Below are 24,990 nucleotides of genomic sequence, written 5' to 3' on the forward strand. Positions count from 1 at the left end.
GAAGAACCCCATGACCACACTAGTAACAATTAATAATATCAATAAAGTGTACAGCAAAGGCCAAGTGAAAACGCATGCCCTACAAGATGTATCTTTAACTATAAATAAAGGGGAATTCATCGCCATTTCAGGCGCATCAGGTTGCGGTAAATCAACCTTGCTCAGTATTTTAGGCTTACTGGATACCCCTACTGATGGTCACTATCAATTAGCCAACATTGATACCCTCAATCTTAAGGTTGATCAACGCTCTAGCGTACGTAACAAACACATTGGTTATGTATTTCAGTCATTCAATTTAATTGATAGTTTAACTGTATTTGAAAACGTGGCATTGCCGCTTGAACACCGTGGCGCATCTGGCAAAGAAATAAAAGCCGCAGTGGAGCAGCAATTAGCTGCGGTAAACATGAGTGCACGATTAGACCATAAACCAAGTCAACTCTCTGGTGGGCAGCAGCAACGCGTTGCAATTGCGCGCGCATTAGTTGGCAACCCTGATTTACTGCTAGTAGATGAACCGACAGGCAACTTAGATAGCCAAAATGGCGATGCCGTTATGCAACTATTGCTCGATTTAAATAACCAAGGTGCCACCGTAATTATGGTGACGCATGACGAACGCTACAGTCAGATGGCGCAGCGTCAAATCCGCTTATTTGATGGCAAAATATTAGTTGAACATCAGGAGGCTACAGTATGAGTTTTTATCTTCGCGCATTACGCCACGGTGTTTTACGACTCTTTACATTGCCACGTTTATCACTGCCAATTTTACTTACATTAAGTTTAACATTGGCTGCCGTGCTTGCTGTTGTCGCCATGAGTAGTCATCTTATTTTTAAACCTTTACCTGATATAAAAAACGAAAGAAGCTTGTATACGATTAATCGCACTATGTCGGTTTCAAAAGACATGCGTGTTTCAATGTTTACCACCAAGCGACTTGCTCTATTAGCTGAGCAATACAAAGGGTATGGCCAGTTTGCTGCGTATCAAGCGAGTAAAAGTAAAGTCAAAGTGCATGAAACGAGTTACCCAGTGTCATATTTTGATGCCAGTAATAATTTTATGTCTATGGTCGCAGGAAACCTGTTATTAGGAGAGCAGCCAAACAAAGTAAATACTCAAAATGCGGTGTGGATCTCTGAAAGCTTATGGCAAAGCGCACTTCAAAAAAGTGTCAATACAATTGGTCAAACATTACAAATAGACGGCGAAGCTTTGCAAATTCGCGGAGTGGTTAGCGACTTCTCATCATTTAATTCAGACAACGATGAAAAATATGCCCAACAGGTTTGGCGCTATTATGATTTAGCCGAAAAAGCTGCAATGCCAACACAAATGACCATTGATGGCAGTCTACAACCCCTATTTCGCCAAACAGAACATGCATTTACAGCCGATGACATGGAGAGCTTTTGGCAACAGTATTACCTTGACCAAGGCGAACAACTTGGCCCTATGAAGCAAATGTTTGAGAGCATGAACCCTGAAAGTTCAGCAACCTTATACCGCGATAATTTGATGGAAGATCAGCAAACCATGCTGTTGTTTTTATTAGCCACAGTGGTCATCTTGCTCGTTATGGCAAGCCTCAACTTACTAAATCTATTTATTGCCCATTACCAACAACGCGAACAAGAATTTGCCACACAGTTATGTATGGGCGCATCACGTAACAAATTATTAGTAATGAGCTTTTTAGAAAACCTGAGCACTTTTTTACTTGCCGCAGTATTAGGGTTGTTAGGTGCCGCTTGGCTTATTAGGCTACTACCTATCATTAGTGGTGGTAATATCGCGATGCTTGAACTCGTGCAAGTTGATGCGATAACGATTGTTGTAGCGGTTTCAATTGTGATGGTCATAAATTTATTTTTTGCATTTTTATCAACCCGTCAGTTTGATCAAAAACAGTTAATTAGTAATCTTAATAACGGTAATAAAGGTGTTAATGCAGGTAAAGCAACCCGCCTTAGCCACGTATTATTTATTGCACAGTTAAGTTCTGCTGCGGTTATTTTAACCGGTACCGCTATGCTGGCAAATACCGCCTACGATAAGCTAAATATTAACTTAGGTTTTAAACCAGGTAATACACTCATTGCAAGTGTACGCCTACAAAGTAATGAAAAAGCAATTTTAAACAATGCAGAAATGCAGGAAAAGGCAGCTCAAGCAGCACAAAACCCCGAAGCCGCAGAGCAAAAAACTAAGCAACGTTATCAGGGGGCATTGGAAATAAAAAGTCAACTTGAGCAAGCCATACTTCAAGTCCAACCCAATATTACCCCGCTACAAAGCGAAGGAGAACCCTTTAGTTTTAGTACCGTCATAAATATGACTGAGGATGAGCAAACACAAGAGCGCTTTACCTACATGACAATTAATATTGCACCTGATTATTTACAAACCTATAAACTCAATTTGCTAGCAGGGCAAAATATGAGCCAAGCGCAATATCAAAATTTAGAGCCTGTTGCATTGATCAACGAAACCTTTGCAAAGCAATTATCCACAGATGGCACAATTGAATCAGTAATTGGTAAAGAAGTATCTGATAAACAAGTTATTGGCGTAATTGCAGACAACTATACCATGATGGGTAAAGAGCAAGGCTATCCGACTATGTTTTACAGTTATTCGCACGATAATGCTGATTTTGTAATTAATATTGCTATGCAGCTGCCACCTGGGCAAAGCTTTGATAAAAATGCCATTATGCAAGCAATTCAATATGCTCACCCACAAGTAATTGAGGTAAATGCGCGTACATTAGACGAACGCTGGAAAGAGCAAACAATGCCACAACGCGTACAGTTTTATTTTATTAGTGCGTTATCGCTATTAACTTTGCTACTTGCAGCTGTTGGGAGTAATGGTATGGCAATGAGCTTTACAGAATTAAAACGCTTTGAACTTGCGATACGCATGGCAACTGGTGCAAGCCGTATAAATCTAATGAAACGCACGTTAAAAAGCTTTAATGGCTTGCTTCTCAGTGCGCTGGCGATAGCAATCACGTTAGCTTGCAGTATTTATTTAGCACTACAAAATGCCATTCCTATACTGCCTGCATTTTCATGGCAAGCATTAACAATTTTCACTAGTTTATTGATTGCTATCGTCTTTATTGCCATTGTTTTGGTAGTATGGCGTATTATTAACGCAGACCCTATGCGCGCGCTTAGAGAGCAGTAAACTTTTAAGGAGATGGCAGCAGACGCTGCCATTACAACCACGATGACCCCACATACTATTTTAGTTGTTGATGACGACGATGATATTCGCTTTGCCCTGTCGCTACTTTTAGAACAAGCAGGCTATCGTGTGATTGAAGCTGATGGACCAGCGCAATGTATGCAATTACTCTCACGGGTAACGCCTGCGTTGGTGTTACTAGACATGAACTTCACCCGCGATACTACCTCTGGTAAGGAAGGACTTGCGCTACTTGCGAAAATTAAGCCATTAAATATTCCCGTTATATTAATGACTGCATGGGCAAATATTGAACTTGCCGTTACCGGATTACAAAGTGGTGCTAAAAACTTTATCGAAAAACCATGGCGAAAAGAGAAATTACTCGCCCAAATAGCGAATCATATTGAGCCTATTTCATCTCAGATTGAACAAAGTGATTGGATAGCTTGCTCAAGCGCAATGCAATCTCTCGATAAACTCATTACACAACTTGCACCAACTGACGCAAACTTATTAATTTTAGGTGAAAACGGCACCGGTAAATCGCAACTAGCGAAACGTATCCACCAATTAAGTACGCGCAATAAAGCACCGCTTGTGAGCCTAAATATGGGGGCGATTGCAGAATCTTTATTTGAAAGTGAGCTATTCGGTCATCATAAAGGCGCGTTTACCGATGCTAAACAAGACCGAACAGGCGCGTTTAGTCGCGCTAAAAGTGGTACTTTATTTATGGATGAAATAGGCACATTACCCTTTCATTTACAGCCTAAATTATTACAAGTACTTGAAACAGGTGAATTTACACCGCTTGGTGCAAATGCAAGTGAACTCGTTAATGTACGCTTAATTGCAGCCACGAACCAAAACTTGAGCGCTGCTATCTCTGACGGGCAGTTTCGTCAAGATTTATATTACCGCTTAAATACCTTTGTAATTAAACTCCCAGCCCTGCGTGAAAGAAAAGACGATATATTACCACTTGTCGCACATTTTATTAATCTATTTGCTGGCAAGTATAGCAAGCCGACTTGTACATTATCTCAAAGCGCTGAAAAACTGTTATGCAACTATAACTGGCCGGGTAATATTCGCGAGCTAAGCCATGTGATAGAGCGCGCAATGTTGATTAGCACCGGCAACGTTATCGAGCTATCTAATATAATGTTGGATAGCCAAACAAATCAAGATCAATCAATTCCACAACTCACACTCGAAGAGCTTGAGAAACAAAGAATCACTGATGCACTACAGCAACATAATCAGCAGATAACTGCGGCGGCAAAAAGCCTAGGTATTTCACGTAATGCGCTGTACCGACGGATGGAAAAGTACCAACTAGAGGGATTTGATGAGTCGCTTTAAATTGAGCCATAAAGCGAAAGTAGTGAGGACGTTAGCAGCTATTTTTTGCGCTATCATAGTGCCAAGCACCGGCTGGATTCACCAGTTAAGCAAAGACGTTCTACTAACGACTACGCTGGCTATTTGCTTAAGTTACCTGCTCATTATCTGCATTTATAGGTTATTTAACGCTTACTTTATACCTGTTGCTCAATTACAAGCCTACATTGATGCAAAACAACAAGGGCAAAGCAACCTTAGTTTGAGTTACAAAGATTCAAGCTCACCATGGACCACACTCGGTGCACAAATTGAAACACTCTTTAACAAGCAATCCCCACAATCAACGCACTTGATCGACGGTCTATTTCAACATTGGCCACACCCAATTGCCTTGTTTAACCAGCAAGATCAGCTTATTTTTTTCAATCATCCAATGTATCAGCAACTTAAAACCCCTCTACTACGGGGTATGACCATGACCGAATGCGGCTTTACAATTAATAATAAGCAATGCAGCCATGCTAAATTAAGCCGTGACTGGCAAGTGCAACGAATCGCGCTAAGCGACGCAAAGCAAACACTCATTACCGCCAGTTATATTGGTCATCAATTACAAGATGCAAAGCGTCAATCCCAAGCAGATTTAATTCGCATTTTATCGCATGAGTTAAATAACTCACTCACTCCAATGGCTTCAATGGCCGATACATTACTAAGCGCAGAGGCATTAAATGAAAAACAAACAAGGCAAGTATTAACGCGAGTAAAATCACGCAGTGAGTCACTGCTGCAGTTTATAAAAGCTTACTCAGAATTAAGCCGCTTGCCCGTAGCAAAACCACAATACTTTGACTTAAAAACTTTAGCGACTCTCAATGCAACCGAGCAAAACGTTCAACTTAATTTTGCTGGCGAGTCACGATGCTTTGCTGATAAAATACTGATTGAGCAACTATTAATTAACGTATTTAAAAATACATTCGAAGCCGGTGGCGATAAACCACACATTACATTTCGCAGCTTTGCACAAGCGGATATGCATATATTGCAGCTAACCGACAACGGCCCAGGCTTTGCTAATCTAGAGCACGCAATCCAGCCTTTATACACCACTAAAAAAACCGGTCATGGACTTGGCCTAGCGTTATGTAATGATATTGTCCAAAAACACAACGGCCAGCTACAGTTAGCGAATACCGAACATGGCGCACAAATCACCATTAAGCTTCCGCAAGGCAGCACTTTATAGCGCTTTGCTACAAATAAATCGTGCCTTGCATATAGCGTACAGCTCGCCCTGTTAAGGTGACTGTATGTTCGCCTACATCACAGTATATATGTCCGCCGCGGCTTGAAGCTTGATAAGCACTTAATGTATTTTTGCCCAATTGCTGCGCCCAATAAGGAGCAAGCCCGGTATGAATAGACCCAGTAACAAAATCTTCCTCTCCACCACTTGCAGGCCAAAAATAGCGAGATACAATGTCGTATTCAGCACAGCTTGCACTAATCACAACATCAAATGGATGTAACGTTTTTAAAAGCGCTGAGTTGGTAGTTAGTTCATGTATTTGCTGGGCAGTGTCATAAATAGCAAAGTAAGCTTGGCGATTTTTGAGCACTTGCATAGGTTGTATAGACAAGCCTTTTAATAGTGCATCAGGTATATCATCAACCTTTGTGGGTGCTTGCTTAGGAAAGGTCATGGCAAAACTACCATCGCTTTTTTTATTTACAATAAGCTCCCCAACGGCTTCGGCAGTAAAGCGCACTTGCGATATATTATGCTCTTCACATAAAACATACGCAGCCGCTAAAGTTGCATGCCCACAAAAGTCTATTTCCATCAAAGGCGAAAACCAACGAATAGCGTGACTACCATCATCTTGCCTGCAGGTAAAAGCGGTTTCGGATACGTTATTTTCAGCGCCAATGTTAAGCATTAACTCATCACTTAACCATGACTCAAGTGGGATCACCGCAGCATAATTACCTTTAAATAACTCACTCGTAAATGCATCAATTTGATGAATAGTTAACTGCATAATTTAAACCCATAATAGTCAGAAAATATAAAACTGCCATATACGGATACATTAATCACGTTTATTTTAATAAGTAAGTTAAGCCATTGCTGGGCGAATTTTATAATACTGCATACATGCAAATTGCACAGCATTGGTAAGCAATAGCATAATAAACATTAATACATGTGATGTACTTGGCACAGCCATAGAAAGCTCAACTGTTATGCCGCAAATACCAGCTATAAATTGCAAACTAAAATAACGCGCACTCAAATTGCTAATATTGCCGCTGCGAAGAGTTTTATAAGTTTGTGGCATTACACGTACTGAGCTCATTACCAAGCCCACGTAGGTTAAACCATTTAAAACTGCCGCTGTATCTAAATTAGGATTAAGCAGTAATGCAAAAGGCAACAATGAAAAGGTAAGCATAGCGATGAGCTGCATTCGCTCTGTTTTTTTTGCGTTATAACGTGCAAAAAAGTATAAAATTAAGCTGCTAAGCGCCCCTGTCACAAAAAATGGCAGTGCTATATAAAAGCGTTCAAAATAAATATTGTACGCTATAAAGTAGAGGCTTTGCGCTAAACCAAAGGTCATCATTAGTAATGATAAGCCAGACACACTTCGGTTTTTTCTTATTTTATTTAATAGCGGTAAAAAACTAAAAACTAAAATAAAAGCTGACAAGATAGGCAAATAATGCGCCAAAACACACCTCTTCCGTTACGTAACTGTTAACAAAACATTAAATAAAAACATATAATAAGCATCTGTTTTTAATAACATTTTAATGTGAGCGCGGCATTGTAATGGTGAATAAAATTTACTCAACTAATTAACGTGTTTTTATATTTGGTACTGGCAACTTGAGCATACAAAAAGCGTTGCCTTAAGTTAACAGCTATATAGTTTTTAAGGAGTGAACGCATAACTACCAAATAAAACTGATAATTGTTATCATGCGCAAGTCATTAACAATTTATTACTATAGCGACTATGAGAAAAACACTATTTAAAATTCACAGCTGGGTTGCACTTATAGCGCTCATACCACTAATTGTAATTAGTATTACAGGTAGCGTTTTAGTATTTAAAAGTGAAATAGACGGCTTGCTAATGCCCGATAGTCACTTTGTGGTTAAAGAACAGACCCAGCGCCTACCAATAGATACACTCATTAAAAAAACGCAAATGGCTTACCCCGAGTATGTTGTTGGTAGTTGGGAAATATTTAACGATGATACCGCTGATCGGGTTTATTTAATAAAACGCGGCACGGAAGATTGGTATAAATTTCATTTAGATCAATACACTGGAAACATCCTTTCTGAGCCAGTTGGCACTAGTCATTATTTTACCGACTGGTTTTTAGACTTACATTATACTTTTTTACTTAACGACTTAAAAAGCTTACCTGGGCAAACCGGCACTGTTTTAGGCTTCTTTTTTGCCGTGTTTTTCTTGGTACTAGGTATTACCGGCCTTATTATTTATCGTAAGTTTTGGCAGCGTTTATTTAGTGTGCGCTGGCGTGCAACACTGCAAATAGTACTTAGCGACATTCATAAAATGACAGGCGTGATTGGCTCACCCATTATTATTATTTTAGCCATAACTGGTGGCTACTTTAACGGCGCTGTGTGGTATCACGAAGTAATTGAGCATGCAGAAGAAGAGCACTTTGTATTAACTAAAAACTTATACAATGAGGAAATCTCTTTTCAACATGTGCTTGATGACAGCCAAAAACAAATCCCCACTTTTAACGGTACTTTTTTAGTGATGCCCCTTGAGCCTGACGAAAACATAACGTTATTTGGTGAAGTAGATACCCCTAATCCGCTTGCGAGTGAATATGCCAACACCGTTACTTACAACAAGCTAACGGGCGAGCATATGGCAAACTGGGACATCCGCGAAGTGGGTGTAGGTTGGCAAGTGATTGATAGCTTTAGAAAACTTCACTTTGGTTACTTTGCAGGTTTAATTAGTAAAATACTGTGGTGTGTTATTGGTTTAAGCCCAGTGTGGCTTGGTGGTACAGGTTTTTACTTATGGTTTACCCGCCGTAAACGTAAAAAGCAATCACAAAAAAATCGCTTAAGTAAGCACCGCACTGTAAGTGCTTGATTAACAGTTCATCTCATTGTAATGATTAAAAATCACAGTGAGGTGGCTTTATGAGTTAAAGAAATAGCGGTCAGTATTACTTTTTTATTTTAGTTGAGTGTAACACAACTGAAACTCAGCTATTTGAGCATAGGTAAGGCTTGCAAGCTATTTAATCATTCATTGTTTAGCAAACTCGATGCCCCTCTAAACAAAGTCTTGTCGAACTGGCTAGTGATAAAAAAGAAAAATTTTTAGCTTATGTAAAAGAACACCGAGAAACTCAAACCCGTAAAGGCCATATTGGGTATGACTATCTTAAGAGCTATCTAACTTTACATATCATGGAGATACACTTATAGCGCTTTCCCAAGGTAACTGTATTAGTTTTGCCATTTTAACCCAAAGCTACGCACAAACCCTTGGATTAGAAGCAAGCCCATATATGCAAAAAAGAATTATGTTATTTATGTTGCAAGCCACTTTGGAACAAAAGCCTACACCCCGAGGGTAGAAAAAAGATAATATTATTGAGCTTTTTCGAGCCGACACATGAATTGAGTACTTTCCGACTCGCCGCAGTTTTTATTCAAGTCGTGCTGATTACAACGATTTAGCTTCTAAGTTTTATAGTAACCGGTAAAATTATATACGGACCTAAGTAAAATAATGCAACCCTCAATCCTCGCACATCCAAAAAAAAGTAATTGCGAGTCTCTTTGAGTCTAAATCACTTCCAAAGTACTCTGATGCACTGTGAACAATATTACCTTTAAATACAATTAAACGATTAAACCGGTTCTCAATGTCTATATCTTTATACCATGCACTATATGGAAGACTAGTTACATTTAGAGCATCAACAAGATTTGCAAATGGTGGATCTACAATATTCCCTCCTGCGGCCTCATTTGCATACTTTAAACGATAAAAAGATGTGCCCGCTGAGGCTATTGGGTTGGGATTTAAATATAAAACAGCTGCGTACCTACATAAATAACGGTTATCTACGTGGGGTCTAGAAGATCCTTCTTCAGCTCCAACCAAAATTGCAGTGTTGGTATCAACTACCACTTTATTGGAGTCAGCAACCCAAAGCTTATTTTTTTTTACAACTGACTTAACGTATTTCTCTATTTTTTTAAGCTGTTTATGATTTAAAGCATTTGGTGTTCGCATTCCAGGCCAAAGCTCTTTAGTATATGGTTTCCCATATTTCCACACTTCCTTTTCTAAACATGAAGAACGAATAGCCATTGCTTCTTCATGTTTAAAAAAATCATCAGCAACCCAGTAGTTACTACCAAGTTCAGGCTTTTCATATCTCAACCCTGGCGAATTTGGAGGAACACTTGGTAGAGCGACACCTTCGGATACTTTCAAATGTTTAAATGACATGGCAAGAATACTTTTTTATTAGAATAACAAATAATATAACATTTACCTTATAGACGTTTAAAGCGAATAATAAAAGCTTAGCCACGCTCGCATTTCATCTTCAAAACTATCGCCTTCTACTCGCGATAGCCCTATATTAAATGTTAAATCGTTTACACCTGCAGGACCCATTCCAAAACTAAAATCACCTTGGTACTTTAAGCCGTAACTTTGTGCATATACAACATAATCGAGTTGATGTTGCTTATAGTAAACCCATGGTATACCTTCTTTTAAGATCAAACACTACTACACCAACGGTTTTATCAAGTGCTCGGTTTTGCTGCTCAAGCACTTTGGTGCGTACTATTTCAAGCTCTGTTGCAGTTGATTTAGCAAAATCGACATGCTCTTTACTAAAGTGCACATCAAAGTGTTCGGTATGAATAGTTTGCCAATCTGCGGCAAAGGTAGGTGTTGCTAGTAATAAAGCCGATGCGATAAGTGTTTTTTTCATGAGCGTCCCTAAAATAATTCCTTAATACTATCTAGGGTATTATTAAATGTCTTTCAGGAGCAGTAAAAAGTGTAATAAAACATGTGCAAATATGCGTTTGCACATGTTTTATTAGAGGGGTTTACATCCAGCTACGGTTGCTTGACTCAGCCTGATAAAGAGTAAAATCTATAATAAAGTCAGCGTCTTGCTTTTTTATATACGGCATAAACGCCTGGCCTGACGCAAGTTGTATATACAGGCTTTCAAGCCCCGCACGGCGCATTAAATATGTACTTATACTGCGTGCGCTTTGTGCTTTATAAAGCTCAAATACACGATAATGCACGCCTATCATTCCTCTTCGTACAACCATATAAAAACGGCCATTATCTTCATGTAAATAATAACCATAGCGCTGATACGATAAGCTTACCAACCCAGTAAAAATAACGAATGCGCCTAAGCTTAGCCAGTAATTAAATTCACCTAAATAACATACTAAAAGCACTACAACACTCGGTAGCACAGCATAAAAACCAAGGTTTTTATAAAGTAAGGCACGTTCGGCTTGTTTAAAAAGCAGTTTTTTACTATTAAACCAAGGGTAAATCCATTGGCACACGCTATCTACTTGTTCGCTATTTAATACTGGCAATACTAAGGTTTGTTTATTTTTTTTAGCAGCCACCCCAGCAGCTATTCCTCCGCTACTTGTTTGCAAGCACTCAACGGTAAATCGCTTTAGTAACCGCCCCATTAGGTTTTGCTTTATAACAATAGATTGCACCTTATCCATGCTCATAGAAAGCTGATGGCGCTCTAACAAGCCAGCAATACGTTTAAATTTTTGGCCCTTAAAATAAAGCTCAAAGTTATAAAAACGAATAAGCGACATGGTCACAGAGAGCAAAACGGCCATTAAAACAAGCATTACAATTAGAGTAATCATCGCAAAAGTGGCTGCGTTTGCTAGCATGCCAAGTTCTTGCTGATAAAACCCTTCAACTTTATAAATTATTTTTTGCTCTAAAAAATCAATAAACACATTTATAAACGGTGCAAGTGCTGCAATCGCTAAAATAGCCATGTTCGACATTAAACCAAACTTGGCTATTTCTTTATTACTAATACGTAGGCTGTTTTCAGCTAAGTCGGCTTCGCTTAGCGCTGGTTGCTCATCTTCATTTTGCTGTAGCGCCTTAAATGCAAAAATTTGCTTACGCATTTGCTGCGCGTAGTCTTTAGTGACGCCGGGTAAAACAACTTCTTGCGACACACTACCTGCGGCATCAAAAATACAATTAACCAAGCTTACAGGGGTAAAATAAAATGGCTCGGCAATATTTACATTTTGTACGCGACCAAATTTTAGCGTTAGTCGCTCTTTTTTAAATACGCCTTTGTTAAGCAGTATTTCGTGATCATCGCTTATACAAAACCTAAAATTCAAATAGTATAAAAATGAATAAACTAGCAACGAAATAAATGCAGCGCCACCGGCCACCTGTGCCCAAAATAATTTATTTTCCACCTGTGTTACAAACACCACAAGCATAGGCAACAAGTTTAAAAGGCCATCTTTTACAAAGCGCACACTAAAATACACCACAAAATATAATAGTGCCCAAGGCGACACTTTTTGCCAGTGAAGAGAGCTTTTTTGCTCCTCATTAATTGTGTTACTCATTAATAAACTCAGCTCGAGAGTTTGTATCTTCTTGGCGGTAGTTTTGCACAAACTGGCGCATATTTTTACAATCAGCATGCGTTAAGCCACCTATTTGTAAATCGGCACTAACGCCTCCTGCACTAAATAATTTTATACTCGCAAGGTCAAGCTTGCGCTCTATAGGCCCTTGATGGATTTCCATATGCTGTACACGCGCTAATGGCAAAATAGTTACTTGGCGCCAAATCACCCCTTTTTTAAAGGCAACATCGTGTTCTCTCACAGCAAAGCCTTGCAGCCTAATATTAACCATGTTGTATAACATAGAGACTGCAATCAAAATGGGCATGCCAATCAATAAATGTGTTTGCGCATTATTGGCAAACGCTTCATTAAAATAACAAAGGGCTATAAGCACACCAATTAGCGGGATATAAAACGCAAGCCAATTTAGCTGCTTATGCAGTAACGCCTTATCAGCTAAAGGCATAAAGCTAATGGCGCTATGCGTTGGTAAATCCATTATTTGTTGATTTTTAAACACAATCGCTTCCTATCGAGTTTATTTATTAAATTAATCTGCCCAGCCAATAGTCGTTACTAATGTGTGGCTTTGTTTTGGCTCAAGTGTTATCTCATCTTCAAGTACATTAGCAGCCTCTAAACACACCATAGTTAAATATTCATCATCAGCAAAATTAGATAAGCGTTTTGATTTTTCGATCCAAGGGTTCCACAGCACACACGAGCTTGAGTTTTCTCGGCTCACATTAATAACACCTTCTGGGGTGTGTATATTTTGAGAGCTACCCGCCTCGGTGTAAACCATGTCGGTTTCACGTGCAAAGCTAACCTGCTCGTTTTGTGCAAAAGGCCCTTCGCCAAATTCAATATATTGCGAGCCTTGCAGGCCATCAACAACGGTCTCTTTAATATCTGATGTAGGAAAGTAGGTATGCAGTGCTTGAGTATAATTAAATGCAGCAGTACTTAAATTAGTTGTAGTTAAACGCACTTGCAGTTTATCCGTTAAAATAAATTCAACAGCTAACGATGATTGGTGCGGCCAATATGTCGTATTTACCCATTTCATTGGTAGCTTTAGGCTAATAGTAATTTGCTCATCATCTTCATGTACTTCGTCGGCTTGCCATAAGCTAGTTCGCGCGATGCCATGAGCAGGCCAACCATCATTTTTATGTGTTCCAAACCAAGGCCAACAAATTGGAATACCGCCTCTAATACTTGCGCCTTCTTGATAGGTTTCATTTTGTGAAACCCAAATAAGTGGCTTTTTATTTTTAGGGATAAACTCGGTAATTTGCCCGCCTTGCAAAAATATCTTTGCATCACAGTTTTCGCTAGCTATTTTTATAAACTCAAGGCCTGTATTGCTTTGTTCAATGCTAACCGATGGCGATAATTTCATATTTTCCCCTATAATATTGATACTAAAGATTTTTAACATATACACACAAACAATAATGCATACTCAAAGTATACGCTATACGCATTAAATACTGATTGCTGAATTTGTTCATTGCCGATTAATACATACACAGCTAACTTACAAACAATTACTTCGTACTAACAGCTGTAAATGAATAATACTAAAGTCTATATAATAAGGCTTGCCAATTATTCGCAACATACGTAATGTGCGCAACTTAATGCATACAAGATGCAAAGAATATTTCATAAAATTTAAACAACACAGTTGTACATTAGTTACTGCTCTAACTATTAAAAACCAATAAAAGCAGCCTAAAGTGCAATTTATTATTTGAATTCAATTTATTTGATGTGTAACATTTCGCGATTACGGCATACCACCGCCCCATCGACGAGATAAGCAAATGCAAAGATATGACGAGTTATTGGTTTCTTTACGTAAAGTAATCCGCGCGATTGATTTACATTCTAAGCAACTAAATAAAACTTCAGGTTTAACCGGGCCTCAATTGCTTATAATGCAAGAAGTTTCCCAAACCGATGGAATTACGGCGAGCCGTGTTGCTCAAAATGTAAATTTAAGCCCGGCAACGGTCACCAATATTCTCGACAGAATAGAAAGCAGAAACTTAGTAACACGCGTACGCAGTCAAATGGATAAACGCCGAGTGAGCTTATACCTCACCGAGCAAGGAAAAGAGTTACTTGAAAAAGCACCTCAGCCATTGCAAGAACACTTTATTGAAAAGTTTTCTGCGTTAGCTGAGTGGGAACAGAGTCTTTTACTCTCATCAATGCAGCGAGTTGCTGCTATGATGGATGCAGATAAATTAGATGCATCACCCCTTCTAGAAGTCGGTGCACTTACTCAAGCTCCTAAAGAATAAACAATAAAAAAAATACAATAATTTAGTACTTACTCTAAACGTAAGGCGTTTTTCGACGTCTTGAATTTTTTATTTTTTAATCAAAATCTGAGCGGCAATTATGACTAAACTCTCAAAATTAACACTAGCACTAATTTTAGGTGGTGTTACAAGCACTTCTTATGCAGCAGAAGATCTAGACGCACTTCAAACACAGCTTAAACTGCTTAAGCAGCAAATGCAGCAGCTTGAAAACAAGCTAGCTGACGAAAAAACTAAACAGCAAAAAATTAATGAGCAACACGCGCAAGAAGTTGCACAAATTAGTAAAAAAGCAGATCAAAAAGAGGTTGTTGTAGCAGCCGCAGAATCTGAGAAAAAAGACGAAGGTGTTAAGGTTGGCGGCGCAGTACGTTTTAACTACAGCACTAACTCGTACGATGAAGACACACAAGACCGCAGTGGCGATTTAGATTTTGAAGTATTTCGCATCAACTTATCAGGCGAAATAAGCGATATTTCTGTAAATGGTGATTTTCGTTTTTACGACTACATGACCGTGGTGAAATATGCCTACTTAGGTTATGAATTTACAGATGGTTGGGAAGCACAAGCAGGTATTGCTCCAGTTCCGTTTGGTAACGGCCCTTATAATTCACACAGCTACTTTTTTAGCACTAACTACTATGTTGGCCTAGAAGACGACTTTGATTTAGGTGTAACAGTAAACCGTAAACTTAAAGACAACTGGAAACTAGACCTAGGCTTTTTCAAAAATGATGAAGTCGGTGGCGTTGATGGCAGTTCAGAAGTTAACGAGCGTTACTCTTTTGATATAGTTGGTAGCCGTGCAACAACTGAAGGCACGTACGATGCGCCAGGTTCACGCCTTGGTGAATACAACACGTTTGCAGCGCGTACGGTATATCAAATTGAGCACAGCGAAAACGCAAAAACTGATGTTGGTGTATCACTATTAAGTGGTGGCCTACACGATGGAAACGACCGCGCAGGTAACTACAGTGCTTGGGCATTCCACGTAAATAGCCAAATTAACAACTGGAATGTTCAATTTCAGCACGGTGAGTACGACTACGACCTAGATGACAACAGCAACCGCTTTGTTGTAGGTGCGTTTGATTACTACGACACCGTATCAAGCGAAGCAACAATGACTAACTTTAACGTAGCTTACGACCTATCGCTTGATTGGGGCCCTGTATCAGGTGTTCAATTTTATAATGATTACGGCATCATCTACGACAAATCTGACGACAGTGCAGATACATGGATGAACGTTACCGGTATGAGCGTATCGGCTGGCCCATTGTTTACCTACTTAGACTTCATTCAAGCACGTAACCAGCCATTTATCGGCGGCACAATTATTGGTGATGGCGACACAGAGCGTCGCTTTAACATCAATGTAGGTTACTACTTCTAAACAATTAAACATGTTTAGTATTTTAAAAGGGCAAACTTAGTTTGTCCTTTTTTATTGGTTTTAGACTTCGGTTTTATAGTTATTTGGCCTACAATCCAAAGTATCAGCCATAACTCAAAGAGCCTAAGTGAATATAAAATCAGTATTTATTTGTTATAAAAACTTATGGCTTAAAGCACTTGGGTTGTTGTTAGTAGCCCTTGGCATTATTGGTATTTTATTGCCAGTGATGCCTACCACCATCTTTTTTATTTTAGCCCTTACGTGTTTTACGCGCTCATCCCCCGCGCTTGAACAATGGCTATTAACCCACCCTCGCTACGGCGTTACTCTACAACAATGGCAAGCCTATAAAGTAGTGCCTGTAAAGGCAAAATGTTACGCGGGTATTGGTATGACTGTCGGATTTATATTTTTACTTTATTCCGGGGCTCCAATTTGGGTTGTGTATTTAGTCGCCGCAATAGAAATATCAGTCATGATCTATCTAATTTTAAGACCTTCTCACCCACCAAAAGCTCATTAATTACCATTTAAATTTGCCGTATAAACTGTGTTTATAAATTTTTAACGTAAAGTTAAGTAAGTAAGTTTGTAATGGTTAATGCAAATCATTATCATGTTGTAAAATTAACTTAATTACTGTTTTTATGGCGTTTATAAACAAGCGTACTTTGTATAGCACTAGTCGCACACTACACATTTATATCTCTACAGCTTTATTCTTTTTGCTCATTTTGTTTTGCGTAAGTGGCATTGTGCTTAACCATGTCGACTGGCTTAAAAACGATAAAAATAATGGTCAAGTAACTGCGGCTATTCCAGCAGAGTTAGTCACTAAAGCTAATGCGCAACTAGATACACTGCCAACACTTTACCCAGAAATAGAAGCCTTTCTTGCCAAGCAATACTCTTTAACCAAAGTAAAAAGCATTGAGTGGGAAAAAGAAGACGCACTAGTGATGATTGACTACCCGCTGCCAGCAGGTTTTGCCTACGCAGAACTTGATTTTACAACTGGCGAGTTAAACCTAGATTATCAAACCGGGGGCTTTTTAAGCCTTATTGGCGACTTACACAAAGGTCGCTACACTGGTGAAGTTTGGAGCTGGGTAATTGATATATCAGCAGTATTAATGATTATTTTTGCCATCACCGGCATGATTATTTTATTTCAAAATAGAAAAAAACGACTTCTCGGCGTATGGATAACTGTTCTCGGCATCGCAACGCCGGTAGTTATTTATTTATGCTGGGTGCCACAAATTAAAGGAGTGTCTTAATGTTAAAAGTAAGTACTGTATTTAGCGCAGCCCTATTATTAGTTGCCGCTTTATTTCAAACAACAGCGCAGGCACAAACGCCGCAGTTAGAGATTGAATTTACCCAAACCGACCTTGACGTACAGCCGTATCATCGCCCGTACGTAGCTATATGGCTAGAAACCCCAGAGCGCAAACACGTAACAACGCTTGCGCTATGGGTACAAAAAGCAGAATGGTTTAAAGACCTACGCCAATGGTGGCGTAAAGCGGGTAAAACCGACATTAACTTTGACGGCATTAGCGGCGCTACAAAACGCGCTGGTACTTATACAATTGATTGGAATGGCAAAGATTTAGAGGGCAACGCCGTCGCACCGGGTAAATACCTTTTAAATATTGAAGTAGTTCGTGAAGAAGGTGGCCGTGATTACAGCCGCGTTGAGCTTGATTTAACAAAAGCAGGCAAAGTAACAATTGAAGGTAAAAAAGAATTCTCGACAAGTTTCGTCACAGTAAGCACTAAGTAGCTGCTATTTAATTATTTGAATTTAAGGAAATACAATGAAAATTAATTTATTGAAAACTGCATTAATCGGCGCACTTAGTTTATCAGCGCTTGTGTCTACATCGGCAAGTGCACATGGTCGTTGGTTACACCCTTCGCACACATCGTTATCTGGTGACAAAGCACATTACGTTATGATTGATGCCAGCATCTCTAACGAAATTTTTGCACCAGACAAAGCCTTTAAACCAAAAGAGAAAGGTGCAGAGTACGACGACAACTTATTAATGGCGCTTGCACCTAATGGCGAACCAGTAAGCGACACCATTCGTGCTTATTACCTAAAGCGTAAAAGCTCAGCAGCAGTGAGCCTTAGCGAAGAAGGCACTTATCACATTGCAATGACACAAACGCCTCGCTACATGACCTTTTACAAAGACGCACAAGGCAAACGTAAACGTGTATTTGGTAAAAAGTCAGAAGCAAAACTACCAAGCGATGCAACTCAAATTAAAACAACCAAAATGATTTCAACAGTCGATACCTTTGTTAGTCGTAACGGCACATCAAAACCAGCATTACTTGGTAAAGGATTAGAACTAAGCGGCCCTACACACCCAAATGACTTATTTGTGGGTGAGAGCGCTAAATTTCAGCTTTTACAAGATGGTAAGCCTGCAGGCTCTGGTATTGAAGTAAGTATTTTAAAAGGCGACACACGCTACCGTAATGAACGTGGCGAAGTAAAAGTAACCACCGACAAAGGCGGCTTTTTCACAGCAACATGGCAAGAGCCTGGCTTATACCTAATTGAAACATCATCAGATGTGGACGTTAATGAAGCAGGCGTAGATTCAGGTCGTTATGCATTATTTACAACACTTGAAGTAGCGCCTGAATAATTTTTTGCGTAATTTATAAAATAAATAAGGGCCAAGCTTTCAGGGCGTGTTGTACCTTGATGGTTGAATTTGCAGCAGTATGTTTGGTTTTTAGGCAAGGCAGAGCCTATGAAGTGTGGTTATTCCACATAAATAGGCGATAACGCAGCATAAATGCCAAACATGCGCTGCCCTTCGGGTTCTGCCTAGGGGCGATAAACTCTTTGTTGCCTACATGGATGTAGGTAAGGGGCGTGAGCAGGACGCGGAAACTTTACTCGATTTTTACTTATTCTTACATGGATGTAAGCCAGTAGGGTAACGCAGGAGCAGTTACCGAGCCCACTAGGTTACAAACCTCGCGCCGCGATTTAATCGCCTCTAGATTGAACAAATTTCAATCCGCAAGGTGCAACACGCCCTAACTTGGCCTTTTTACTTATCCCTAACTTTTCATCACAATTACCTTGAATTCGTAACCATTCGACACAAGATTGCAACTGCAGCGATCGAAACGCCTTTAACACACGTAAACAGTGACCTCATGTGTTAACAAGTTAGCATATCTTAGACAGTTTTTATCTTTGCACACAGGTAGCGCCTTTTATATTATGCGCTCCTTTTTAAAATCAATAGTCAGCAGCCCTCAAGGGAATCAACATCATGTTAAAGCCATTATCAGCCAAAAAAGTAGCACTTAGCCTGGCCATTTCTTCTGCACTTAGTGCACCCTATTCTTCTGTATTTGCTGCAGAACAAGATGTTCAAGCCGAAAAAAGCATTGAAGTGATTTCAGTAACAGGTACTCGCCGTAGCTTACGCAGTATTGCCGAAAGCTCAGTACCTGTAGATATTATTACCAGCGGTGATATGCAAAGCACCGGTCAGCTAGAGATAAGCCAAGTACTTGCAAACCAAGTACCTAGTTTTAACTACCCAAGTGCAACACTTGCAGATGGTACCGACCACGCAAAACCTGCTGTTTTACGTGGTTTAGCACCCGATCACACCTTAGTACTTATCAATGGTAAACGCCGCCACTCAGGCGCCTTATTAAACTTAGGTGGTACAGTTGGTCGTGGCTCTACGGCGGTTGATTTAAACATGATCCCAACATCAGCCATTAAACGTGTAGAAGTATTACGTGATGGCGCAGCAGCGCAATATGGTTCTGATGCAATTGCCGGTGTAATTAACATTGTACTTAAAGATGCCACCGAAGGCGGCAGCGTAAGCGTAACCTACGGCGAATACGACACCCAAATGGCAGGTGTACCTAACCTAGAAAGCACTTACGCCGACGCAAATGGTAACCTTGCATTTAATACCGGAGCAGACCGTGAAGTAAACGACGGCGCAACTCGCACTATTAGCGCAAACTCTGGCTTTGCATTAGCAGATAGCGGCTTTGTAAACGTCTCTATTGAGTATCGCGATAACGACTCAACACAGCGCTCAGGTTTTGACCCGCGCGAACAATACGACCGCCTAGAAGATGGCAGCTTAGACCCGCGCGAATTTACCTTCGACCGTTACAATCATCGCTTTGGTAAAGCAGACCTTGAAGACTACGCCTTGTTTTACAACATGGGTTACGATTTAGATAACGGCTATAACCTTTACTCATTTGGTAGCTACTCAAAACGCGAAGGTAATTCAGGTGGTTTTTACCGCCGCGCACAAGACAGCCGCAACGTATTAGAAGTTTACCCAGACGGCTTTTTACCGCAAATTGAAACCGACGTCCAAGATTACTCATTAGCACTTGGCCTAAAAGGCGAAACTGGTGAGTGGACATGGGATGTAAGTACCAACTACGGCCGTAACGACTTTGGTTTTGGTGTTGTAAACAGTATTAATACATCATTAGGTGCAGACAGCCCAACCGAATTTGACAACGGTGCACTGGTTTACGATCAGCTTTTAGTTAACGCCACAGCCAATACCACGCTAGATTTAGGCTTACCAGATGACGTATTTTTCACGGTAGGTACAGAGTACCGCCATGAAAGCTATAAAATAGAGCAAGGCGAAGAAGCCTCTTACATTACAGCCCTTGATAGCGATGGCAACCCAATCGCAGCCGGTGGCGCGCAAGTACTTGCAGGTTTTAGCCCGCAAAGCGTTACTGATAGAAGCCGCCATAATGTCGCTTTATTTGTAGAGTTTGATACTTACCTAACAGAAGATTGGAACGTAGTTTTAGCCGGACGTTACGAAGACTACACCGACTTTGGTGATACGTTTACCTCTAAGCTTGCCTCGCGTTACAGCATTACCGAAAACCTATCACTACGCGGTGCAATTAGCACAGGTTTCCGTGCGCCATCGCTTGCACAAAGCTCGTACCAGCAAATCTCAACTGTGCTTGAAAACAACGAACCATTTGAAGTAGGTTTATTCCCAACCGATTCAGCCGCTGCACAAGCACTAGGCGCACAACCACTTGACGCAGAGGAATCGGTAAACCTAACAGCGGGCTTTATTTACACCCAAGGCAGCTTTAGCTTAACTGTTGATGCGTACCGCATTGATATTGATGACCGTATTGTATTGTCTGAAAACCTAGAAGGCGATGCCGTAGTAGAAATACTACAAAATGCCGGCGAGCTAAATACAGAAAGCGTACGTTACTTTACTAACGCAATTGACTCACGCACGCAAGGTGTTGATATTGTTGCTACCTACAACCTAGATTTAGACAACTTAGGTGATTTACGTTTAAACGTAGCAGCTAACTTTAACGACACCGAAGTAACGCACGTAAACGACAACCCAAGCGAGCTAAACTCACTAGGCGACGACTACGTAGTATTTGCACGTCGTGAAGTAGGCCGCTTTGAAGAAGGCACACCAGATAGCAAATGGAACTTATCGGCAGTGTGGAACTTTAACGAATGGCAAACTACCCTGCGCGCAACGCGCTACGGTGAAGTGGCTGATATTTCAACCACCGCAGCGGGCGACGAATACCTAGATCCTAAATGGATCACCGACCTAGAAGTGGCCTACCGTCCAGACGCAACATGGAAATTTGCAGTAGGTGCAAACAACTTGTTCGATCAGTACCCGCAAGCAACGGTAGATAACATTGGCTACTCTGATTTTGGCCAAATATTCCCATACAGCCCCTATGCACCTTACGGACTAGACGGGCGTTTCTTGTACGGTAATATTACTTACAGCTTTTAATAAATAACCTAAAAGCAAACACTTAAAAAGGATGCCATGTGCATCCTTTTTGCTAACTTTTAGTGTTTTTAACCACTTATTAGTAAGTCCATCTTTCATAAACACATCTCATCATAATAAAATCAACAACTTACAGTTGGTCTCGTTTTTGCTCTACTATGCTTATACAAAACAAGCATAAATAACAAACACAAAGGACTAAACATGAGCTCATCAACTGTATCTAACATTACAAAACCACTTTCACTTATTGGCGGCATTTTATTATTAAGCGGCTGTGTATTTCATATATCGCCAAGCGTTGCCTCAGTAAAACAAACTCAGCAGTTATCACTGCCAAGCAATAACCTAGAATATTTAAACGTATTAAGCGGTCCAGGCTCTCTTGAAATAAAAGGCTCGCCCAATGCCACCAGCATCAGTGTAGATGCCACAATTTTTACCGCCGACATTGAAGATGAGTACGAGCTGACGCTCGAGCAAGACGGTAAACAGGCAAAGCTTGTTGCCCAAAATAAAAGCCGCATTGGTCTTAGTTTTTACAGCGGCCAATCTCCACATATAGATGTAGTTGTAACCGTGCCAAGCAACTTAAACCTAGATATTGATGATGGCTCTGGCGACATTGTTATAAGCGCCATGCAAAATAACATTAACGTAGAAGACAGCTCTGGCAGCTTATCTATAAACAGCGCTAAAAACCTCACCATTGAAGATGGCTCAGGCGATATAACCCTTGAAAACATCACCGGTAACTTAGCACTTACCGACGGCTCTGGCAGCATAAATATTAATAATGTTAGCGGCAATGCAGTTGTTGATGATGGTTCGGGTGATATGCGCATTAGCAATGTGCGCGGCACCTTAACTGTTGAAGACGATTCAGGCAGCATGGCTATTAATAATATTAATGGTCCGGTTGATGTAGACGATAACTCTGGCGATTTAGTCATTGAGCACGTGCAAGCAAACGTAACTATTGAAGATGGTTCGGGCGACATTCGTGTAAATCATGCTAAGGGGCTTACTATTACTGAGGCAGGCTCAGGCGATGTAAGCATTGATAACATTAACGGCCCCGTAAAAGTAGCTGATTAATTTAGCATTTTCAGCCACATGACCCATTGTATTTTAAAAGCGACTAAGCCATGCTAAAAGCCTTGATATTATTAGGGTCTTAGGACATACGCGTGTTAGAAATAGCTTTAATTTACTTAGCAGCGGCCATAGTGGCTGTACCTATTGCCAAGCGTGTTGGGCTTGGCTCGGTACTTGGTTATTTAATTGCGGGCATACTTATCGGCCCCTATGCCTTAGGTGTGGTGGGCGATCAAACTGATGTAATGCATTTTGCTGAATTTGGCGTAGTGATGATGCTATTTTTGGTCGGCCTTGAACTACAACCCTCGCGTTTATGGAAGCTTCGCCATTCAATATTAGGACTTGGCGGCTTACAAGTGGTACTAACCGCCGCAGCTATTTTTGCGTTTTGTTATTGGTTTTTTACCATGCATTGGCAAACTGCTTTAGCAATAGGCTTAATGCTGGCGCTTTCATCTACCGCTATTGTGCTGCAAAGCCTTGAAGAAAAAGGCTGGTTAAAGCAAGAAGCCGGGCAAAACGCGTTTTCGGTTTTGTTGTTTCAAGACATCGCCATTATTCCTATTTTAGCGCTCCTGCCACTACTGGCTTTTGCACCGCAGAGTAGCTCAAAAGAGATTAGCGACTCTATTATTGCAAGCTGGCCGGTATGGCAGCAAGTAGGCATATCGGTAGCAGTTATTGCCGCTATCATTGTCGGCGGAAAATATGTGTCGGCGCCGTTATTTAGATACATAGCACAAACCCACATGCGTGAAATATTTACTATTTTTGCGCTGTTTTTAGTGGTGGCCATAGCGCTAGTGATGCAAAGTATTGGCTTATCTCCGGCGCTAGGTACATTTTTAGCCGGTGTAGTGCTTGCCGAAAGCGAATTTAGACACGAGCTCGAAGCCGACATAGAACCCTTTAAAGGCCTACTGTTAGGGTTATTTTTTATCACCGTGGGCGCATCAATAAACTTTGAGTTATTAGCTGATGAGTTTACTACTGTGATCGCGCTCGTTGCCCTACTCATTGTGGTAAAAGCCTGCATTCTATTTGCCCTTGCCGTTACCTTTAACATTAGTAAAAAGCAGCGTTTACTGTTTGCCTTAGCGTTGGCGCAAGGCGGCGAATTTGCCTTTGTATTGCTAAGCGTAACCACTACATTAAGCATTTTAACACCAGAGCAAACAGGGGTAGTAACCTTGGTGGTAGCTGTTTCAATGCTTATTGCTCCGCTGCTATTAATGGTGTACGAGCAAATACAAAAACGCAGCAGCAGTGCTCAGCCTGAGTTTGATAAGCCTGAACAAATTAGTAGCGCAAAACACGTAATTATTGCGGGCTACGGACGCTTTGGGCAAATTATGGGTCGCTTATTACACGCCCAAGGCTACGACATTACTGTACTTGATCACAGCCCAAGCCAAATAGAGTTACTACGCCGCTTTGGCAATACCGTATTTTATGGCGATGCTGCACGCCAAGAACTGCTTGAAGCCGCAGGCGCACATACCGCACAAATGCTAGTAGTAGCAATAGACGACCCAGATAAAACCATACAAATAATTAAGCTCGCGCGTAAAAACTACCCGCAGCTTAAAATTGTTGCCCGCGCAATCGACCGTCGCCATGCGTATCAAATGCTTAACTTAAAAGTAGATGCCTTTAACCGCGAAACGGTCGACTCCGCCATTAACCTTGCAGTAGAGGCACTTGAGCTGTTAGGTAACAATAAAGAAGATGCCGAGCGCGCCGGAAAACTATTTAGAGACCACGACCGCGCTGCGGTTGTGCAACTTGCCGAGCTGTGGGGCGACGACGCCAGCTACGGCGTAGCCGTGCGCCAACGTATGGAAGATTTAAAACAAGTACTGCAACAAGACAAGCAGGCACAAAGCGATTTAAATACCTGCGACAGCGGCGATTGCGAAGATGGCTTAACAGAAGTAGCGAGTAAACCTAAAAAGCCTGATGATGCTCATTTGGAGTAGTTTAGGCGATTAGTAAACTATGATATTGCCTCGTTGGGAGGCAATAACGAATAAAATAGTCTAGTAG

The 24,990-nt window shown here is 40.6% G+C and carries 21 protein-coding genes and 1 pseudogene; 14 read left to right on the forward strand and 8 right to left on the reverse strand.

The features are described from left to right. The first annotated feature begins 10 nt into the window (after positions 1–10). From J8L71_RS15105 to J8L71_RS15120, 4 genes are read left to right on the forward strand one after another with little or no spacing between them, the layout of a single operon-like run. Positions 11–703: an ABC transporter ATP-binding protein gene (locus J8L71_RS15105; RefSeq protein ID WP_211001261.1), complete on the forward strand. Its 693-nt coding sequence runs from the start codon at positions 11–13 to the stop codon at positions 701–703. After that, entirely contained in the window at positions 700–3,204 is a 2,505-nt protein-coding gene (locus J8L71_RS15110) for an ABC transporter permease (protein ID WP_211001262.1), read from the forward strand. The genes J8L71_RS15105 and J8L71_RS15110 overlap by 4 nt, the downstream gene beginning before the upstream one ends. Positions 3,205–3,216: 12 nt before the next feature. Beyond that, on the forward strand, positions 3,217–4,572 hold the full coding sequence (locus J8L71_RS15115) for a sigma-54 dependent transcriptional regulator (RefSeq protein ID WP_247655328.1): 1,356 nt from the start codon (positions 3,217–3,219) through the stop codon (positions 4,570–4,572). Continuing rightward, on the forward strand, positions 4,559–5,803 hold the full coding sequence (locus J8L71_RS15120) for an ATP-binding protein (RefSeq protein ID WP_211001263.1): 1,245 nt from the start codon (positions 4,559–4,561) through the stop codon (positions 5,801–5,803). The genes J8L71_RS15115 and J8L71_RS15120 overlap by 14 nt, the downstream gene beginning before the upstream one ends. A 7-nt stretch (positions 5,804–5,810) precedes the next feature. On the opposite strand, the gene J8L71_RS15125 is transcribed toward J8L71_RS15120, so the two are convergent. Together J8L71_RS15125 and J8L71_RS15130 are read right to left on the reverse strand one after the other, a co-directional pair. Continuing rightward, positions 5,811–6,599, reverse strand: a complete 789-nt coding sequence (locus J8L71_RS15125; RefSeq protein WP_211001264.1) for a PhzF family phenazine biosynthesis protein — start codon at positions 6,597–6,599, stop codon at positions 5,811–5,813. Positions 6,600–6,677: 78 nt separating this feature from the next. Continuing rightward, a complete protein-coding gene (locus tag J8L71_RS15130; RefSeq protein ID WP_211001265.1) occupies positions 6,678–7,292 on the reverse strand; it encodes a PQ-loop repeat-containing protein in 615 nt (204 codons plus the stop codon). Between the two features lie 288 nt (positions 7,293–7,580). Between J8L71_RS15130 and J8L71_RS15135 the strand changes: the two genes are divergently transcribed. Continuing rightward, a complete protein-coding gene (locus J8L71_RS15135) occupies positions 7,581–8,714 on the forward strand; it encodes a PepSY-associated TM helix domain-containing protein (RefSeq protein ID WP_211001266.1) in 1,134 nt (377 codons plus the stop codon). Positions 8,715–9,371: 657 nt separating this feature from the next. Here J8L71_RS15135 and J8L71_RS15140 read toward each other — a convergent pair. From J8L71_RS15140 to J8L71_RS15165, 6 genes and pseudogenes are all read right to left on the reverse strand, one after another. Beyond that, positions 9,372–10,091 (reverse strand): DUF6445 family protein, encoded by a 720-nt coding sequence (locus tag J8L71_RS15140; RefSeq protein ID WP_211001267.1) that lies wholly within the window; start codon positions 10,089–10,091, stop codon positions 9,372–9,374. A gap of 57 nt (positions 10,092–10,148) precedes the next feature. After that, positions 10,149–10,364: pseudogene (locus tag J8L71_RS15145) on the reverse strand (hypothetical protein); the annotation flags it as partial. Next, on the reverse strand, positions 10,336–10,587 hold the full coding sequence (locus J8L71_RS15150) for a hypothetical protein (RefSeq protein WP_211001268.1): 252 nt from the start codon (positions 10,585–10,587) through the stop codon (positions 10,336–10,338). The gene J8L71_RS15150 and the pseudogene J8L71_RS15145, both read right to left, overlap by 29 nt. Before the next feature lie 121 nt (positions 10,588–10,708). Further along, positions 10,709–12,256, reverse strand: a complete 1,548-nt coding sequence (locus J8L71_RS15155) for a PH domain-containing protein (protein WP_211001269.1) — start codon at positions 12,254–12,256, stop codon at positions 10,709–10,711. Continuing rightward, positions 12,249–12,782: a PH domain-containing protein gene (locus J8L71_RS15160; protein ID WP_211001270.1), complete on the reverse strand. Its 534-nt coding sequence runs from the start codon at positions 12,780–12,782 to the stop codon at positions 12,249–12,251. Before J8L71_RS15160 ends, J8L71_RS15155 begins: the two co-directional genes overlap by 8 nt. Positions 12,783–12,812: 30 nt before the next feature. After that, positions 12,813–13,667, reverse strand: coding sequence for a D-hexose-6-phosphate mutarotase (locus tag J8L71_RS15165; RefSeq protein WP_211001271.1), 855 nt, complete (start codon positions 13,665–13,667; stop codon positions 12,813–12,815). Between the two features lie 427 nt (positions 13,668–14,094). Here J8L71_RS15165 and J8L71_RS15170 point away from each other — a divergent pair, with 427 nt between their 5' ends. The 9 genes from J8L71_RS15170 (at position 14,095) to J8L71_RS15210 (ending at position 24,923) form a co-directional block, all read left to right on the forward strand. Continuing rightward, the gene (locus J8L71_RS15170; RefSeq protein WP_211001272.1) at positions 14,095–14,577 is read left to right on the forward strand and encodes a MarR family transcriptional regulator; all 483 of its coding nucleotides are present in this window, start codon (positions 14,095–14,097) and stop codon (positions 14,575–14,577) included. A 100-nt stretch (positions 14,578–14,677) separates the two neighbouring features. After that, entirely contained in the window at positions 14,678–16,000 is a 1,323-nt protein-coding gene (locus tag J8L71_RS15175; RefSeq protein ID WP_211001273.1) for a FlxA-like family protein, read from the forward strand. Positions 16,001–16,127: 127 nt separating this feature from the next. After that, the gene (locus J8L71_RS15180) at positions 16,128–16,526 is read left to right on the forward strand and encodes a YbaN family protein (protein WP_211001274.1); all 399 of its coding nucleotides are present in this window, start codon (positions 16,128–16,130) and stop codon (positions 16,524–16,526) included. Between the two features lie 124 nt (positions 16,527–16,650). Beyond that, positions 16,651–17,283, forward strand: coding sequence for a PepSY-associated TM helix domain-containing protein (locus J8L71_RS15185; RefSeq protein WP_211001275.1), 633 nt, complete (start codon positions 16,651–16,653; stop codon positions 17,281–17,283). Continuing rightward, positions 17,283–17,792: a DUF2271 domain-containing protein gene (locus J8L71_RS15190; protein WP_211001276.1), complete on the forward strand. Its 510-nt coding sequence runs from the start codon at positions 17,283–17,285 to the stop codon at positions 17,790–17,792. The genes J8L71_RS15185 and J8L71_RS15190 overlap by 1 nt, the downstream gene beginning before the upstream one ends. Positions 17,793–17,826: 34 nt before the next feature. Next, positions 17,827–18,672 carry a DUF4198 domain-containing protein gene (locus J8L71_RS15195; protein ID WP_211001277.1) on the forward strand — a complete coding sequence of 282 codons (846 nt, stop codon included), beginning with the start codon at positions 17,827–17,829 and terminating at the stop codon, positions 18,670–18,672. 639 nt (positions 18,673–19,311) lie between these two features. Beyond that, complete coding sequence (locus J8L71_RS15200) at positions 19,312–21,843, forward strand: TonB-dependent receptor (protein ID WP_211001296.1); 2,532 nt, start codon at positions 19,312–19,314, stop codon at positions 21,841–21,843. A 204-nt stretch (positions 21,844–22,047) separates the two neighbouring features. Continuing rightward, the gene (locus J8L71_RS15205) at positions 22,048–22,941 is read left to right on the forward strand and encodes a DUF4097 family beta strand repeat-containing protein (RefSeq protein WP_211001278.1); all 894 of its coding nucleotides are present in this window, start codon (positions 22,048–22,050) and stop codon (positions 22,939–22,941) included. 92 nt (positions 22,942–23,033) lie between these two features. After that, on the forward strand, positions 23,034–24,923 hold the full coding sequence (locus J8L71_RS15210) for a monovalent cation:proton antiporter-2 (CPA2) family protein (protein WP_211001279.1): 1,890 nt from the start codon (positions 23,034–23,036) through the stop codon (positions 24,921–24,923). The last annotated feature ends 67 nt before the right edge of the window (positions 24,924–24,990 follow it).

Source organism: Pseudoalteromonas sp. MMG007, from assembly GCF_018100985.1.
In the GTDB taxonomy this organism is placed as follows: Bacteria; Pseudomonadota; Gammaproteobacteria; order Enterobacterales; family Alteromonadaceae; genus Pseudoalteromonas.